18 protein-coding genes are annotated in these 16,052 nt (G+C 57.4%); 9 read left to right on the forward strand and 9 right to left on the reverse strand.

All coding sequences use genetic code 11. The features are described 5' to 3' along the window. Positions 1–54: 54 nt before the first annotated feature. Complete coding sequence (locus ACIQAL_RS21410) at positions 55–1,017, reverse strand: cupin domain-containing protein (RefSeq protein ID WP_401149165.1); 963 nt, start codon at positions 1,015–1,017, stop codon at positions 55–57. A gap of 114 nt (positions 1,018–1,131) precedes the next feature. On the opposite strand from ACIQAL_RS21410, the gene ACIQAL_RS21415 reads away from it, so the two are divergent. Continuing rightward, positions 1,132–1,671, forward strand: coding sequence for a carboxymuconolactone decarboxylase family protein (locus ACIQAL_RS21415; protein ID WP_401149169.1), 540 nt, complete (start codon positions 1,132–1,134; stop codon positions 1,669–1,671). Between the two features lie 276 nt (positions 1,672–1,947). Here ACIQAL_RS21415 and ACIQAL_RS21420 read toward each other — a convergent pair whose 3' ends face one another. After that, on the reverse strand, positions 1,948–2,871 hold the full coding sequence (locus tag ACIQAL_RS21420; protein ID WP_401149172.1) for a LysR substrate-binding domain-containing protein: 924 nt from the start codon (positions 2,869–2,871) through the stop codon (positions 1,948–1,950). A 118-nt stretch (positions 2,872–2,989) separates the two neighbouring features. Between ACIQAL_RS21420 and ACIQAL_RS21425 the strand changes: the two genes are divergently transcribed. After that, a complete protein-coding gene (locus ACIQAL_RS21425; RefSeq protein WP_401149175.1) occupies positions 2,990–3,457 on the forward strand; it encodes a DUF6196 family protein in 468 nt (155 codons plus the stop codon). 120 nt (positions 3,458–3,577) lie between these two features. Further along, on the forward strand, positions 3,578–3,988 hold the full coding sequence (locus ACIQAL_RS21430) for an ester cyclase (protein WP_401149178.1): 411 nt from the start codon (positions 3,578–3,580) through the stop codon (positions 3,986–3,988). Here ACIQAL_RS21430 and ACIQAL_RS21435 read toward each other — a convergent pair. Next, the gene (locus ACIQAL_RS21435; protein ID WP_401149181.1) at positions 3,980–4,465 is read right to left on the reverse strand and encodes a MarR family winged helix-turn-helix transcriptional regulator; all 486 of its coding nucleotides are present in this window, start codon (positions 4,463–4,465) and stop codon (positions 3,980–3,982) included. The two genes, ACIQAL_RS21430 and ACIQAL_RS21435, sit on opposite strands and share 9 nt — an antisense overlap. A gap of 317 nt (positions 4,466–4,782) precedes the next feature. After that, positions 4,783–5,553: an AraC family transcriptional regulator gene (locus ACIQAL_RS21440; protein ID WP_401149183.1), complete on the reverse strand. Its 771-nt coding sequence runs from the start codon at positions 5,551–5,553 to the stop codon at positions 4,783–4,785. A gap of 93 nt (positions 5,554–5,646) precedes the next feature. Here ACIQAL_RS21440 and ACIQAL_RS21445 point away from each other — a divergent pair, with 93 nt between their 5' ends. From ACIQAL_RS21445 to ACIQAL_RS21460, 4 genes are all read left to right on the forward strand, one after another. Then, positions 5,647–6,552, forward strand: coding sequence for an ATP-binding protein (locus ACIQAL_RS21445; RefSeq protein ID WP_401149186.1), 906 nt, complete (start codon positions 5,647–5,649; stop codon positions 6,550–6,552). 208 nt (positions 6,553–6,760) lie between these two features. Continuing rightward, positions 6,761–7,822: a siderophore-interacting protein gene (locus tag ACIQAL_RS21450; protein ID WP_401149188.1), complete on the forward strand. Its 1,062-nt coding sequence runs from the start codon at positions 6,761–6,763 to the stop codon at positions 7,820–7,822. A 135-nt stretch (positions 7,823–7,957) separates the two neighbouring features. Continuing rightward, complete coding sequence (locus ACIQAL_RS21455; RefSeq protein ID WP_401149189.1) at positions 7,958–8,356, forward strand: hypothetical protein; 399 nt, start codon at positions 7,958–7,960, stop codon at positions 8,354–8,356. A gap of 617 nt (positions 8,357–8,973) precedes the next feature. After that, complete coding sequence (locus ACIQAL_RS21460) at positions 8,974–9,405, forward strand: response regulator (protein WP_401149192.1); 432 nt, start codon at positions 8,974–8,976, stop codon at positions 9,403–9,405. A 157-nt stretch (positions 9,406–9,562) separates the two neighbouring features. Here ACIQAL_RS21460 and ACIQAL_RS21465 read toward each other — a convergent pair whose 3' ends face one another. From ACIQAL_RS21465 to ACIQAL_RS21475, 3 genes are all read right to left on the reverse strand, one after another. Then, on the reverse strand, positions 9,563–10,789 hold the full coding sequence (locus ACIQAL_RS21465; protein WP_401149194.1) for a sensor histidine kinase: 1,227 nt from the start codon (positions 10,787–10,789) through the stop codon (positions 9,563–9,565). Position 10,790: 1 nt separating this feature from the next. Beyond that, complete coding sequence (locus ACIQAL_RS21470) at positions 10,791–11,339, reverse strand: carboxymuconolactone decarboxylase family protein (protein ID WP_401149196.1); 549 nt, start codon at positions 11,337–11,339, stop codon at positions 10,791–10,793. Between the two features lie 279 nt (positions 11,340–11,618). Continuing rightward, positions 11,619–11,981 carry a winged helix-turn-helix transcriptional regulator gene (locus ACIQAL_RS21475; RefSeq protein ID WP_401149199.1) on the reverse strand — a complete coding sequence of 121 codons (363 nt, stop codon included), beginning with the start codon at positions 11,979–11,981 and terminating at the stop codon, positions 11,619–11,621. A gap of 115 nt (positions 11,982–12,096) precedes the next feature. On the opposite strand from ACIQAL_RS21475, the gene ACIQAL_RS21480 reads away from it, so the two are divergent. Continuing rightward, the gene (locus tag ACIQAL_RS21480; RefSeq protein ID WP_401149202.1) at positions 12,097–12,831 is read left to right on the forward strand and encodes an SDR family NAD(P)-dependent oxidoreductase; all 735 of its coding nucleotides are present in this window, start codon (positions 12,097–12,099) and stop codon (positions 12,829–12,831) included. Between the two features lie 101 nt (positions 12,832–12,932). On the opposite strand, the gene ACIQAL_RS21485 is transcribed toward ACIQAL_RS21480, so the two are convergent. Next, the gene (locus ACIQAL_RS21485) at positions 12,933–13,850 is read right to left on the reverse strand and encodes a LysR family transcriptional regulator (RefSeq protein WP_341962785.1); all 918 of its coding nucleotides are present in this window, start codon (positions 13,848–13,850) and stop codon (positions 12,933–12,935) included. A gap of 88 nt (positions 13,851–13,938) precedes the next feature. On the opposite strand from ACIQAL_RS21485, the gene ACIQAL_RS21490 reads away from it, so the two are divergent. After that, positions 13,939–14,949, forward strand: coding sequence for an NAD(P)-dependent alcohol dehydrogenase (locus ACIQAL_RS21490; RefSeq protein ID WP_401149205.1), 1,011 nt, complete (start codon positions 13,939–13,941; stop codon positions 14,947–14,949). A gap of 164 nt (positions 14,950–15,113) precedes the next feature. Here ACIQAL_RS21490 and glsB read toward each other — a convergent pair whose 3' ends face one another. After that, positions 15,114–16,022 (reverse strand): glutaminase B, encoded by a 909-nt coding sequence (gene glsB, locus ACIQAL_RS21495; protein WP_401149208.1) that lies wholly within the window; start codon positions 16,020–16,022, stop codon positions 15,114–15,116. Positions 16,023–16,052 lie beyond the last annotated feature (30 nt).

Genomic DNA, 16,052 nt, shown 5'->3' on the forward strand with positions numbered 1-16,052 from the left:
AGCCAGGTGCCACCGAAGCGGTGTGGCACCTGGCTTTTTGCGTTCATGGCCCCTTCACGGAGTCGCGGCCAGGTGTCTGGACCTGCGAATGTCGCCTGGGGTCATGCCCATGCGTTGGGTAAACGCACGCCGAAACGCGGCAACGGATTGATACCCGACGGCTTCGGCAATCGCCTCGGTAGGCAGCGTAGTGGAGGTGAGTTCATTGGCTGCCATGGTCATGCGCACGTCGGTAAGGATGGTGTTCGCCGACTTGCCCACTTTGTCCTGGAAATGACGGATCAGGGTCGCCCGGGACATGTTGCACAGGTCCGCCAGCTCCGGCAGCGTCCAGGCGCGGGCCGGGTCGTTGAAGATCGCGGTGAGTGCCGGTGCCAGCCTGGGGTGCCCGGCCATCGCCAGCAGGCCCACCGGGGTATCCACCGATTCGCTGGCCAGGCGCAGGGTCATGGTGAACAGCGCGGTAGACAGGGCGTCCAGCATGGCATTGCCGCCCAGGCTTGCGACCAGTGACTCTTGCCGCATCACGGCCAGCAGATGAGTCAGTTGCGTGTGGGTCTGCGTGTCAGCGGGTTGGCTCGCCGTGCGGACGATCAAGCGGCCCGGCAAATAATCCCTGATGAAGCGGTCGTGGGGCGGCCGGATCACGAAGCGGCCACAGAGCATTTCCAGCGGCTCACCGCCTCCGGTGTTTTCACTGACCACCAGATTGAGCTCATCACGGTAGCTCGCCTTGGGCGGCGTGATGCCGCTGCCGTCATGCAATACGTGTTCAGAGCCATGCAGCATCAGCAGCACGTCCCCCGCCTGTAATCGTTGCGGCGCGCCAAGGCCCGGCGTTTCGAGAATGGCCGACCCGCGCATCACCACGTGATAAGGCATCTCTCCCGGTTCCGAGTCTTCATACACGACCTGCCACGGCGCCCCGTATGCGCACCGTAGTTCCAGGCGTCCTTTGACGGTAATCATCTCCAGCAGTCGGCTGAGCCAGTCCTGCTGGCGGGAAGAAGCGGTCATGGCAATGTCCGTAGTTGATACTTATGAGCACTATAGTGAGAGATTTTAGTCTCTACAAGATCATGGGTGCTGGATAAAGTGGAGCCATCTAACCCACCGAGCAGGAGTTTCACCATGAGCCGCATCGTAATCCCCGCTGTTGCAACTGCCACTGGCGCCACCGCTGACGTCTATGCCGAAGTCCGGAAAATCGCCGGCGGTACCGTGCCTAATCTGTTTGCCGCGTTAGGCCATTTGGTGCCGAATGCACTGTCCGCTGTGCTCAACGCCGAGGGCGTGCTGGCCAATGGCAGCCTGAGCAAGCAGGACCTGGAAACCATCAAATTGCTGGTCAGCGAACAGACCGGCTGTGACTATTGCGTCGCGGCCCACGTGATGTTGGGCAAGATGACCGGCCTGCCATCCCAAGTACTGACCCAGATCCGCCAAGGCGCTTCGACAGGGGAGAGCAAGCGCGATGCGCTGGTCAGCTTCGTACTGAAGCTGCAGAAAACCAGCGGCACGCTTAGCGATGCGGATGTTGCCGCAATCCGCCAGGCGGGTTACAGCGATGCGCAACTGGCGGAAATCTCGCTGACGATCGCGCTGACCATCTTCACCAATACCTTCAACCGCATCAACGACACCGACATCGACATGCCGCCTGTGAAGTGAATTGCGCCGGGATCCGGGCGCCACAGTGCACTAAAAAAAGAGGCCTCCGGGCCTCTTTTGCATTTTTAGCCGTCTTGGTATTGGAAGTCTTGGCGAGGCTGTCGCGCTTTGTGAATATCCTGAAAAGCTACAGGCCAGCGTCTGCTGGTGGCCGATAGCTGGAATTGGCAGCCATACCTGGCGCAGCAACTCGTGAACTGACGGCGTCAGGCTCTCACGTTGCCAAGATAGCCATCATCACCGGCAGGTGAGGTTGCTAAAAACGCAGGCTCGGTATCAGCCCTCGCTGCGCTTGCCTTGCGGCACGCCGAGAGCATCGACGACTTCGTCGATGAAGCGTCTGACCTTTGCTGAGGGACGACGGTCGGCGGGGTAGATCAGATTGACGGGGTAGGTAGGTCCTTCGAAGTCCTCGAAAAGTACAACCAGCTCTCCACGTTGCACATAGGGCATGAGCACGTCTTCTACACAGAGCGTGATGCCGAAATCCGACAATGCTGCATTGACCTTGGCCAGGGTGTTATTGACCTTCAGTCGGCTGGTAATGGGGATTGTGAACGCCTGCATATTTTTGGTGAAGCGCCAGACTTTGTCCGTCATTCGATCGGAAAATAGATAGCCCAGACAGTCATGGTTCACGAGTTGCTCGGGGTGGAGCGGGGTCCCTTTGCGCGATAGATAAGCAGGCGATGCGCAGGCGAACATCCTGAAAGGTTTCAAACCGCGCTGCACCAACGCAGCGCTGTCGGCTAATTGCGGTTTGCCCAGCCGGAAAACGACTTCGTATCCTTCTTCCACGATGTTCACGAACCTGTCTGTCAGTTCAAGTTCGATTTCCGTTTCGGGGTAGCGCGTCAGGTATTGGGTGAGGAACGGGATCAACCGATGTGAGCCGTAATTATACGGTGCGCTGATTCTGATCTTCCCGCGCGGCGTGGAGTTTGCCGCCAGTGCCAGCGCTTCAGCATCTTCAACATCCTTCAGGATTGCCTTGCAACGCGAATAATATTCTTCACCCAGGGCGGTCAAGCTTTGACGGCGAGTGGTCCGGGTGATGAGCTTGAGACCTAGTTGTGATTCCAGGTTTCCTACCTGTTTGGCAATCAGCTGCGGAGTGACGCCTAGCAGTGCTGCTGCTGCGGAGAAAGAGCTTGCCTCTGCTGCTGCGACGAAGGCGGCCATGCTTTTCAGCTTATCCATATCTACAACCTTTGGTTGTCAATGTTGTTCTATGTCGGGCATTTATCTTGAAAATCTTCCTGCTTAACATCGCTCGGGTCAATCAACGCAAGCGCATTGCGCTTCACAGAGCGGAGATATGGAAATGGTGAACATATCGCACGAAACGACTGAGGATGCGGAGCGTCGGCTATTACGCGTCATGACCCAGGCGCGCGTCCGATTCTTTACCGGCACGTATGCGTTTTTGGAGTTTCCTTTGTCATCTTTCCCAGGAGCCGTACATCCCGATGCACTGGCGCTCGTTCGAGATGACAAGGTGTGGAGTCAGTTGGTCCCCTGCAGAGCCTCCGAGCAGGAGCTGTTTGGCGTCTTCCGTTTCCATTTTCCTCACGGTATCGACAACAGCGGGTTCGTTGGCTGGTTGGCGAGTCGACTGAAACAGCGCTTTGGGACTGGCGTTTTCGTGACTTGCGGCCAGCACCAGGATGAGGGGGGAATCTTTGATTATTGGGGCGTCCCGGCCAGTCTGGCTTCGGATGCCTTCGCAGAGATCCGGGCATTGGTTGAGGGCTCTATGGTCGAAACCCAAAGCACAAGGTCGTAACTGGCAGCGATGGATCAAAACCTGGCGTGTGTCAGTGAACACGGCTCGTGGATGCTCTAGATATATACAGTCTAACTGTATATATTTGGGTTTCCAGACATTCAGGCGTCAGGGGTTGTTATGTCGGCAGTGAACAAAGCTATCGTCCATCGTTTCAACCATCAGGTTATCGAGAACTGCAACCGGCACGAGTTTGAAATGCTCGTTGCGCAGGATTTCATTAACCATTCAGCAGCGGCAGGGCAGGACAGCGGGCGGGAAGGTCTATGGCATACCTTTCACAATGTTCTGCATCCGGCTCTGTCCGACCTCCAGGTCGAGGTGCTGGATCAGGTCGCTGAAGAGGACAAGGTGACGACCCGAAAGCGCATTACCGGCTGCCACTCCGGGTCGCTTATCGGTATGCCGGCAACGGGACGTGCAGTATCCATTGATGTCATCGACATCGTTCGCATCCGCAATGGTCAATATGTCGAGCACTGGGGGATCAATTCATTGCCGAGTGTGCTTGCAACTTTGCGCTCAGGCTGATTGATCGTTCGAGCCTGCGGCAAGCAGTTGCTCCAGAATTCTGACCGCTGCTTCGAGTGTTTGCAGCTGGGACGCGGTGGTCTTGTCCTTGAGCTGGCGAGCCAGCCAGTCACTTCGCTGATGGCGGCTGTGTTCGAGCGCGGCTCGACCTGGGTGGGTCAGCTCGAAGAGTTGCGTTCGGGCATCGCTCGGATCAGGACGTCGTGTCACCAGCTGCTGTTGCTCCAAGTGGGCGATAACCAGCCGCATGCTTTGATGCTTGACATGACGATGCGCAGCCATCGCACTAATGCTCGCTGGGCCATGACGGTCAAGCAAACCCAAGGTTTCAGACTGTGCCGAGGAGTGTGTTTGCGATCCACTGCGTACTTCCCGGACAAGATTGCCCACCACTCTTCGCAGATCTTCGGCCAACTTTTCAGCTGCTTTTTCTGAAGAGGGGGCGTGGTGACCGTGGGATTCTGAAGGGAGGGACAATGGGCTATCTCTGATAGGGCGACACGGGGCAAGGATACATGAGTTCTCATGTCCGCTTCTGGCCCAGACTGTGTAAAAACTACTGCGCTTGATGATGCTGCGTTAAAAACATGCGAAAAATGCTCATTTAGAACACCTAGAGTCGGTCGCGACCCCGGCCGTTTTTCGCCTGTTTTTGCCTTGCCTCATCATCGCTCGTGACGTTTTTACACACTCTGGGCCGGAAGCCGACGCCATCCGGGCCCCATCAGATCATTTACCTATTGCTTCGCGGAGCCTGGCTGCACGCCGCCAGCGCTACTCAGCACAGTTGCGTTTCAGATTTTCTGAAAAGCACTGGGCGACATACCGAACTCGCGTCGAAACATGGCCGAAAAAGCACTGGGGCTGGAATAGCCAGCGTCGAGGGACACTTCTAATACGCTCTTCGCAAGCGCGAGGTTTTCCAGGGCAACGAACAGCCTGATTTGCTTGCGCCACTCCCCAAAGCTGATGCCCATGTCGGTCTGGAACCAGCGCTGTACGGTTTTCATGTTGATACCCAGAAACCGCGCACACTCCGCCAGGCCCCAGTCCAAGGCAGCGTTAGCTGAAATTGTCCGGCACAAGTCCTTTAGCCTGTTGCTCCCGGGAATCGGCAAAAGTCTTGCGCTCGTGGGCGCTGCCACAAGTTCCTCGACCAGCAGCGCCATCAAATGATGATTACGACTTTCCCGTGAGCCGTGCCCTGTCACGAGCAGGACGGCAGAAATCAGCTCCTGGAGTAAGGCCGATATGCCGATCAGCGTGCAGGCAACGGGCAACCCCGCCGAGCGCTCGTCACTGAGATAGACGGTTCTGATCCTGGAATTGCCGATGGTGCGCGTCCAATGAGGTTCGTTGGCGGGAATCCACAGAGCATGGCCACCAGGCACTACCCAGCAACCGGCGTTTGTCGTCACAGCCAGAACGCCCGCTGGTGCAAAAAGGAGCTGCCCCTCCGGATGTTGGTGGATGTTGATGTTGGTGCCACTGGCGAGATCGAGGGCCAGCGTGTAGATGCTCTGGTCCGGATGCTGCCGAGCAATCTCAGAGATGGAAATGTCCATAACTCGACGATGCATGCCCCTTATGCGTTAGACGGATATTCGCCAACTTAGCATGATGTAAGGCCTCATCGCCCTACCTGCGTGCTAATCATCGTGAACACTCCCGTCGACTCTCAGAACCAGCTCTCACTGGAAATACTGATCCAGCTCAAGCGCATTGCCGATTCGCTCGAACGCGCTCACCCACCCAGTGCGGAATTCTCGCTGCAACCCGACGTCATCGCCTGGCAATGGCAATACAGGGCCCATCGGGGCGTCAGCCATGCGGTACTGCTGCCTGTCAAACATCCGGGCCTGATCGATTTCAGCCAGTTGAAAAACGTGGATCGCCAGGCTCAGCTGATAAGAGACAACACGCAGAATTTCATTTCCGGCCAACCAGCCAACAACGTCTTACTCACGGGTTCCCGAGGCACGGGCAAGTCATCGCTAGTCAAAGCCTGCCTGAATGAATTCCATGGCCAGGGCTTGCGTTTGATCGAGATCGATAAGGAAAACATCGGTGACCTGCCTGAGGTGATCGAACTGGTCAGTAGTCAGCCCGGTAAATTCATTCTCTTCTGTGACGACCTGTCCTTTGAAGAGGGAGAGATCGGCTACAAGCGATTGAAAACGGTACTGGACGGTTCGATTGCGGGACAGTCCACGAATACCTTGATCTACGCGACGTCCAACCGCCGCCACCTGATTGCCGAAAAAGCATCGGACAACTTGTCCAGAATCCGAGGCGAAGACGGCGCTCTCCACCCTGGAGAAGAAGTTGAAGAAAAGATTTCCTTATCTGAACGCTTCGGGCTCTGGATTACCTTCTACAGCTTCTCCCCTGACGAATACATCAATGCGGTCAATCAATGGCTTACGACCTATGGGGTACCTGAGAAGGCCTTTGAAGAAGCACATACCCATGCGAACCGCTGGGCCACCCAAAGAGGATCGCGGTCGGGGCGCATTGCATCGCAGTTTGCCCGCGACTATTGCGCGAAACTCAAGCCTCAATAATCAATGACGCGGTAACCCGAGCGGCAGGAGACTTTTATGAATTCGTCATCCCGCCAAACCTTGATCAAGATTGAGGAATGATCCGATGGAGAGTCGAAAACAGCGAACTTTACTGTCCAGGCGCCACTGTTCCCCCTTAGAAGTCAAATTGCTCAGAGCGCTACGCGCCTTGGACTGGAAAAGCGCCGGACCCCAGCAGGCGGGATTCTTGCTCGAAGAACTTGGGGTGAATCCTGCGCATCATTTTGCGTTCGCGCGGCTGATGAAATTGATACAGGAGCACAACCCCGACTTTGAACTCCTCGGCCCAGGCTCACCTTTTATTTCGCAAAATGAACTGGAGTTATTGGGAGCGCTGAGCTCATTTTCGCGCAAAAAATCTCAGGTGCATGGGAAGCCAACCCCGGCTGAATTGCCAGAGGTGATGGCCACGTTATTGGGTGCCTGTGGGATGGCCCTGCGCATCGGCGGAGTGATTATGAAGTCACGACCCATCCCCGCACTTACGTCACTACCAGACATGGAAGTGACAACTCGCCCCCTGCGTCATCATGCCCGACTACGCCCAGTGAAAGTGGTAGAAGTGCTGGAAGTCTCACCCCTGCTGCGGCGAATAGTCGTTACTGGCGTCAGCCTGTTCGACTACCCGGATGGAAGGCCTGGCCACTGGGTAAAGCTATTCCTTGAAGGCAGCAATGAGGGTGTTCCTGTTGGCAGAGCGTATAGCGTCCGTGAGTGGGATGCCGAGAGTCGGCGCATGGCCTTCGACATAGCGCTCCACTGTGGCGGGCCAATGTCGCAATGGGCAGCCAACGCCCGCGTCGGTGACCGCCTTTCCGTATCGGGGCCGCGAGGAGGCCTCGTCGAAAACAATGCCGGAAGCTGGCTGTTGCTTGCTGGCGATGAGTCTGCACTCGCAGCTATTCAGGCAATCATGGCCCGAACCACGCCTGAGAAAGAGCTCCATGTCTTCGTTGAAGTGAGCAAAGAAAGCGAAATCCTCGAGTTTCCGGCACGGCCCAACGCCGTGATCCGATGGCTGCTCCGCGATGCTGAAAACCCCGAGACTGCCTCGACCATGTACGAAGCAATCCGCTGTTCACCGCTGCCCAACCAGTCCGGCGGGGCTTGGGTGGGTGGCGAGTCTGGGGTAGTCAAAAAGATCCGCCAGCATCTGCTCAGGGAGCGGGGATTCAACGCTGAAGATGTACAGGCGGCGGGGTTCTGGAAAAAAGGAGAAGTGGATTTCAAAGACCTGGCGGTGGGTTGAAAGCCACGTCGCCTTTGTTCAGACGCTTGCGCGCAATACCACCGGCACGTTGCTGGGGCGACTGATAAAAGAGCGGAACAGTGTCCGCTCTCTTACCGTTCTGGCGTATGGATAACATCAGAGGGCGATTGTCGTGTGGGTTTTGAGAACCACGTGGTTCAACACTGCTCTCATGCGTCGGTGGCTGAGATTGAAAACGTTGAAGAAGCGTTGGATATCGTGAGTCTCTTTGTGATGTCCGCATCGGCGATGTTTATTCCGTTTGAAGACGTCTTGGAGTTTTCACATCCTGGATCAGGTGTGAGGGAAGGGGCGGTCACGCATATCACGGCGGGATTGAATCGAAAGGCTGGTAGGGTTTACTACACAGTTTACGCATACGAACCTGGCGAATATGCGGGGCATTGCGTTGGTCAGTGTGAGATCGAATCAGGGCATGTCTTGTTCGAAGCTATGGTTAAGCTTTCTGCATCGCTGATGCTTCGATACAAGGTCAATCAGGCGCTCAGTGATTTTGAGAGAGCCGTTACGTAACCATGAGTGCTCGTGAAATTGGGGCGGCGCCCTGAGTGGCAGGTATCGACCCAAAGCGGACGCTGGTCAGCTCTGGTTTTTTCGCTGCTCAAAGAAATGGCTACTGATCTCATTGGCCACTATCCGCCGAGGTCTCCTAGCCATCGTTGGAGCAACGGCCACATCCCCCTTGTAGGACTAAAGCCCGATCATTTGCTCACTTGATAAGAGAGTATTTGGAGCCGAACGCTGAACATTTCGACACGGTAGCCATCGTCGTTGGAACCTTACGCTCAGCAAGACATCAACCTAATACCCCCGCTTCTTGGAGACATCAGGTGACGCTCAATGATGAACTGATCACCTGGAGTTTACGTTGGCGACTGGCTCTGGGTGTTGTGACATGCAGGAAATGTGAGGTTGTGCAGTTAGAGAAGGACAAGAACACACGCTTCCAGCATTTATCAGGCTGCTCCCATTTTGAGACTACAGAGCATCCTTGGTCCCAGTTGGACGTCCTGCTAAAGGCGGTTCAGCACTGATACTTAGATTTATACCCGTATCCATCGGGTCCGTCGTATCGTCTTTTCCCATCAATCCTGCATTGCCAGCAGATGCTCCCGCCGAGCCGGAGTCCTATGATTTCTGATTCGCATGGCTACAGCCCGATCACCGGGAAGGTGGTGATCGTGGAGGATGATTCGCTGATGCAAAGCATCCTCGTCGATATGTTCACGGATGTCGGGGCTGAATGTGCGGCGTTTGTAACCGCCGACGACGCTCTAATACACCTCATGCAATCCAAAATTGAGTGTGTGCTGCTGGTAACGGATTTCACGCTTCCTGGGCAGTTGGACGGTAGGGAGCTTGCTTTTATGGTGAGCGAGCGCTGGCCAGACATGCCGGTCATCGTCACAACAGGATATGGAAGCGAGGTCGGCGATGACCTTCCCCCATTCGTTGCCTTCTTGCAAAAACCGTGGAGCATCGATCTGATGATGCAAACCGCCAGCATGATTTTGAGCACTGCAACATCGAGCCGTCGTGGTCTGTATGACATTTCTTCGTAAGTAGGCCCACACACCAACGTCTTTCACACCTGGCAGCTACTGAACCTTCCACCCGCTAAATTCTAGCGACGCTTTAGAGCTATTTGTTCTCTTCGCTAACGATACTGCGCCTATTTTTCGGAGCCGTTTTCGGCCGCTGTCAATTCAAGGTCGCCTTTCATGGGCGCTCATCAACGCAGCGATTAATCGGTATGCACACTGAAAAACAGGTCCCGTTTTCCGCGCTCGACGTCACATCAACTGTCCCACGATGACCTTGGGCAATGGCTCGAACGATATAGAGCCCCAGCCCCACTCCATGCTGCTCGTTTTGGTTTTGGTGTCCTCGAATCATGGGTTCGAACATGGACGCAAGCATGTCCTCCGGAATCGGTTCGCCTTCATTGCTGACAGAGAAAATGAGTTCTCCTGTGGTGACTTCGCATTTGAGACGGACAGTCTTTCTTGCTGTTCCGTACATGGCAGCGTTGGCAACCAGATTTCCAAGGGATTGATGAATTCGATCCGCGTCGAGGTAAGCCCACCCCAACAGGTTATCCGGGGGATGATGCTCCACGTTCGGGAAGCTCAGCCGAAGCTCATCGACAATTGAAGTCATAAGCTCGTCCAGATCTACATCAGCCATATGTACGGTTAGCCCGTTACCGACACGTGCTTGAGTGAAGTCGAGCAGGTCTTCGACAAGGCGCTGTGCCCGCCGCGTGGCGCTCTGTACGTTTTGCAGCACCCGCTGTTTCTTGGCGGGAATCGCCTCGCCCATACCGATCAAGCTCGTTCCCATCAGGATGGCCGATAGCGGATTACGCAGGTCGTGACTCACGATGCCAACCATTTGCTCTGCCAGAAGCATCCGGTCCTCGGCGGCGGCACGAAGCTCGGACTCCGCCAGTTTGACGGCCTGTTCGGCCTTGCGTTCGGCGGCAAGGGCCGCGATGCGCACCAAGGCACCGCCGAGAGCGCTGCAAGCATGCAGAAGATGGCGAATGTCCCCTTGCGAAAATCCTTTTGCCGCCCGGGCGATGCACAACGCGCCATGGACTTCCGTCCGTGAGCCCAAAGGCAGCGCTGCGACCGACATGTCGCTGTCATCGTAGTGCGCCACGGTCGGCGAACCTTTCGCCATAGCGTCTCTGAGCGCGGTTCCATGTCTCGACAGACAGGACTCATCGTCTATCTGAGCGGCGGCTCCGACTTTCCGGTCTTGTGACCACAGCGACAGGCCGTCTAAGTCGGGTAGCAGCGTTGTGCAGGTGTCGTAGTCGCAAATCCAGTGCAGTCGGGTAGTGACCAGCTTCGTCAGTTCCGGGACGGTCTGTAAGCTCACACACTCGGATATGAATTCCAGCAACAAGCTTTGACGCGTGAGGGCTTCCCTGATCTCCATCTCAGATCTGGAAAAACATGTCGTCGGGAGCTACACCGGTGGCATCCGCCACAATGTTCAGGTACACGGCCAGGCCGATGACTGAAATCAACTCCATGATGTCTTCATCGTTCAAGCCATGGCTGTGCAACGACGCGTAGTCCTCCTGCGTCATGACTTGGGGGTTGCGTGCACACTTCACCGCAAAAAGGATGATGTCCCGGACCTTTTCCGGGGTGAGATCCTCGACATTCTCGACCAGGGCTTGAAGCGTGGCGGTGTCGATTCCGAGGCTTCTGCAACACGCCAGATGCGCAGCTTCGCAGTACATGCACTGACGGTCATGCGAGACAGCCGCAACGAGCATTTCTTTAAGGGCACGCGGCAAGTTTCCGCTCAACATCGCGCCTTGCAGTAGACCCCATGTTCCCTTTGCCGCCGCCAGCGAGTGCCCATGCATTTTCATGAAGTTGGGTGTCATCGGGAAACCCATGCCACGCTGGAATTCACCGAACACTTTCTCGGATTCCTCGGAAAACTCACGCGGTATTTCTAATGTGGAGAAGGGCATAGTTAACCTGGGCTGCGATTGGAGGCCTAGCTCCTGCCACCCCGGCATTGCTGCACGCGGCTTGAGCGATGCAGCACAGGCTATCTCAGTGGTTACCAAATGGCGAGTGGAGAGGCCTGAGGGGTCAGATGCCCGCCAGGGGCACAGACGGGCCATGCACCACGGGTGGAGCAGGGCGTTCACAACACTCACGCCCTTCATCCCGATTCCTTGCGCACCGCAATGCCGGATGAGCGTGTGAGTGCCCGGTTATCCGAAGTGCGCTCACCCAGCACTTCGTTACGACACGGCATCCTGTTCCGCAAAAATCCGCGCCATCTCCGCCGCATTCTCGGTCCCCCACGTACACAGCGGAATGATCGCCTGCGCCAGACTCCGGCCGAGCGGCGTCAAGGTGTAATCCACACGTGGAGGCACTTCCTGATAGTCCGTTCGCGCCAGCACACGATCGGCTTCCAGGTCTTTTAGCGATTGGATCAGCACTTTGTCGCTCACGCCCGGTATCAGCCGTTTCAACTCGCCGTAGCGCTTCGCGCCGTCCCGCAGGAAAAAAAGGACCAACGGTTTCCATTTGCCGGAGATGACGCGCAGCGTGGCGTTGAGCCCACATCCGGTGTCGCAGATTTCAGGTGATGTCGTCATTTTTTAGGTACTTACCAAAATGTGCATACTTGTCGTTAGGTTATCAGCGCCGCATCCTGATTTCCAAGCGAGCCGTTCCTCGGCTTGAGCAGAAACTCATTGAAGGATGCACGACATGACCCGATTGAATGGCAAAACCGCAGTGATCACTGGTGGCGCAACCGGCATTGGCCGCGCCGCCGCAAAACGCTTTATCGAGGAGGGCGCTTTCGTGTTCATCTTCGGTCGTCGGCAAGACGCGCTCGACGCGGCGGTGGCCGAGCTTGGCCCAAACGCCCGCGCCGTGAAAGGCTCGGTGTCTGATCCTGCCGATCTTGACCGGCTTTACGCCGCCGTGAAAGCCGAGCGCGGCTCCCTCGACATCGTCTTCGCCAATGCGGGTGCAGGTAGCCCGCTGCCCCTCGGCAGTATTACCGCCGAGCACATTGACGACACCTTCGACACCAATGTGAAAGGGACGATTTTCACTGTCCAGCAAGCGCTGCCGCTGATGGGCGAAGGCGGTTCGATTATCCTGACCGGGTCGAGCGCGGGCACCACCGGCGCCCCGGCCATGAGCGCCTACAGCGCCAGCAAAGCGGCCGTGCGCAACCTTGCGCGGTCCTGGGCCGAAGACCTCAAAGGCACCGGCATCCGGGTCAATGTCTTGTCACCCGGTGCGACGGCCACTGAACTCGCCAAGGCTGCGCTGGGGGAAGAGGGCCAGAAAGTCTACGCGTCGATGACCCCGCTCCAGCGCATGGCTGATCCCGCAGAGATCGGCGCTGCCGCAGCGTTTCTTGCCTCGTCGGACAGCAGCTTCATGACTGCCAGCGAAGTGGCCGTCGACGGCGGGCTGGCGCAACTCTGATCCACTGCGCCCGACGGGATTCCTCATCCGATCGTCGAAGCCGTCGGGCCTTGGAGAATTGGGATATCGCTCTGTTCACGCCATCGCAGCCACAACTAGCCTCATCCCAGCTCGCTCGCCAAGTGTTGCGCTACCCAGTCCGAAAACGCCCGCGTTTTGTTGGGCGTGCCTGAGGTTGCGGGCGTGATCACATAGACGGCCCCCCGGTCATCCAGTTGCCAGTCCGGAATGACCTCCACGAGGCTGCCTTCCCTGAGGTGGGCATCGACGTACCAGCGTGTCGAGTGCAGAACACCCAGTCCCTCCAGTGCGGCTTCTATCAGCAGTTCAGGTTCCTCGGAAGCAAGAAGGCCGCGAACGGATACGACTTCGCGACGCTGTCCTGGCTGAGTGAACGCCCAACGGTAGGGATTGCTGTTGCGGGTGTTGCACAGGCAGGGAATACCGGCGAGGTCTTGAGGCGCCTGAAGGTGGGGATGTCGCATCAGAAAGGCCGGTGATGCGCAAATGACCCGGCGACGCTCTGCCACCTTGCGTGCAACCAGTCGAGAGTCGGCTAATACGCCGAGTCGGATCGCCAGGTCGTAGTGCTCGCCGATCAGGTCAACGAAGCGGTTACTCGTATCGGCTTCGATCGTGACCAATGGATGTGCACGCAGGAACCCCACGATCAGCGGCGTCATCCAGCGCCTGGCAAAACTGCCAGGCAACGAGATCCGCAGATGCCCGCGTACTTGGCCGTCGACCTGCTCTGCCGCTTCCCGGCCCGCAGACTGGAGCCCGTCGAGCAATGGCCTGATCCGCGCAAGATAGCGTTGACCGGCTTCAGTGAGCGCCACTTTGCGGGTGCTGCGGTCGGCGAGACGCACGCCCAGGCGGGCTTCCATCGCACTCAACCTGCGGGACACCGCGGTGGCATCCCGACCTATTTGTCGACCCGCCGCTGAAAACGATCCGGTGTCGGCCAAGGCAACAAACGCCGAGAGCTCATTCAAATCGGAGAAAAAGGATTCCTGCATTTTTCACATCTATGAACGGTAGGATCTTCGTATTCTGTCTCAAAACGCAGCATTTCATAATGTCCTCCTGTCATTTCTGGAGAGCCTTATGAAAGCCATACAGTTAACTGCCCCGTCACTTGATGCGTTCTTGCCGGTCGAACTGGCCGACCCTGCTCAACCGGGGCGCGGAAGAGTGTTGGTTCGCATCAAGGCCGCGAGCTTGAATTTCGCCGACATCGCGGTCGTTCATGGTCAGTACCCCGATGCGGTGTATCCGAATATTCCCTTGGCTGATGGCGCCGGTGAGGTGGTGGCAGTAGGCGAGGATGTCTGGCAGGTCAAGGCGGGGGATCGTGTGGTCATCCACATCAAGCCTCACTGGATTGCAGGCCGCGCCACGGCTGAACTGGCCGGTCCGATGAGGGGCGCCACCGTCCGTGGCTCGCTGGTGGAGATCGCGGAGCTGGATGCCGCAACCGTGGTGAAAATTCCGGATCACTTGAGTTGGGAAGAAGCGGCCTCGCTGCCCATTGCCGCCATGACAGCCTGGCGCGCGCTCGACACCGCCCACATAGGTCCGGGTTCGACGGTGGCCTTGCTGGGCACCGGGGGCGTGTCCATCTTTGCCCTGCAACTGGCCAAGGCTCGTGGCGCCCGGGTCATCATTACTTCGTCGTCCAACGAGAAGCTGGAACGCGCCCGAATGCTCAAGGCTGATGAAACATTCAATTATCGAGAAAGCCCGGACTGGGACCGTTTTGTCTTGGATCGAACGGGAGGGCAGGGCGTGGATCTGGTGATCGACCCGGTGGGAGGTCAGGGCTTCGAGCGGTCGTTGGCCGCTGTTCGCCATGGGGGGACTGTCGCGGCCATTGGTTTTCTGGACGGCGCTGCGCAGCCGGCCAACCTGATGCCTGTGATTTTCAAGGAAATCCGGGTGCAGGGCAGTAATGGCGGCTCTGTCGCCGACCTGGCGTCGGCGATTGGGGCTATCTCTGCCCACCGCATCAGGCCCGTGGTCGATCAAATCTTCGAGTTGGACCAATTGAAAGCTGCCTATGAACGGATGGGGGCGGGTGCACACTTTGGCAAAATCGCTGTCCGCACCGGCTGGTAAACGGGTGGGCAATTCGGCGGCTGCCAAACACACACACACCGACCGGCTTACCTTTCAGCGTGCCCACACCTGCAATCCTTGGCTGGACGACAGCCTGAGAAAGTGAGGGAGGACTGCCAGGAGATACCGGCCTGATCCCTTTCCGGAGAGAGGCCAGCCGTCACTCAAAACACCGACCACCCGATCCGCGAACTCAGCAACTCCAGCGCAGCCATGCCGGCGAGGGAGTTGCCCGCGGCGTTGAGTTCCGGCGACCACACGCAGACCGTAAATTGCCCCGGCACGATGGCCACGATCCCGCCGCCCACGCCACTCTTACCGGGCAGTCCCACGCGGTAGGCGAAATTACCGGCTTCGTCATACAGCCCGCTCGTGGCCATGATCGAGTTCACTTGTTGAGTCTGGCGTCGGGTCAAAATCTGCTCGCCGCTGTGCTTGCAAAACCCGTCGTTGGCCAGGAAGCAGAACGCTCGGGCCAGATCGAGGCAATTCATTCGCAGCGCGCAGTAGCTGAAATAACTGCGCAGCACGGCCTCGACTTCGTTGTGGAAGTTGCCGAATGACTGCATCAGATACGCCATAGCCGCGTTGCGTGCGCGGAACTGATATTCGGAGTCGGCCACACGGGCATCCATCAGCACGTGGGGATTGCCCGATAACCGTCGTACGAAATCGCGCATCGACAACGTCGGCGCGGCGAAGCGCGACTGGTTGATATCGCAAATCACCAACGCTCCCGCATTGATGAACGGATTGCGCGGACGCCCGCGCTCGAACTCCAGCTGGACCAGCGAATTGAACGGCTGACCCGAGGGCTCATGGCCCAGCCGCTCCCAAATGGCTTCACCCGAATGGCCGATGGCCTGAACCAGGCTGAACACCTTGGAAATGCTCTGCACCGAAAACTGCACCAGCGCGTCGCCCGCACAGTGATAGCTACCATCGTTGCCATACACGGCAATCCCCAACTGCTGCGCTGGCACATCGGCCAGCGCGGGAATGTAATCAGCCACTTTGCCCTTGCCGATCAAGGGGCGCACTTCGTCGAGAATCTCGTTCAACAGCGTTTGCATGGAAGGCCTTGTTATCAATCCCCGACGACA

Source organism: Pseudomonas sp. NPDC088368 (genome assembly GCF_044753445.1).
Classification (GTDB): domain Bacteria; phylum Pseudomonadota; class Gammaproteobacteria; order Pseudomonadales; family Pseudomonadaceae; genus Aquipseudomonas; species Aquipseudomonas bambusae.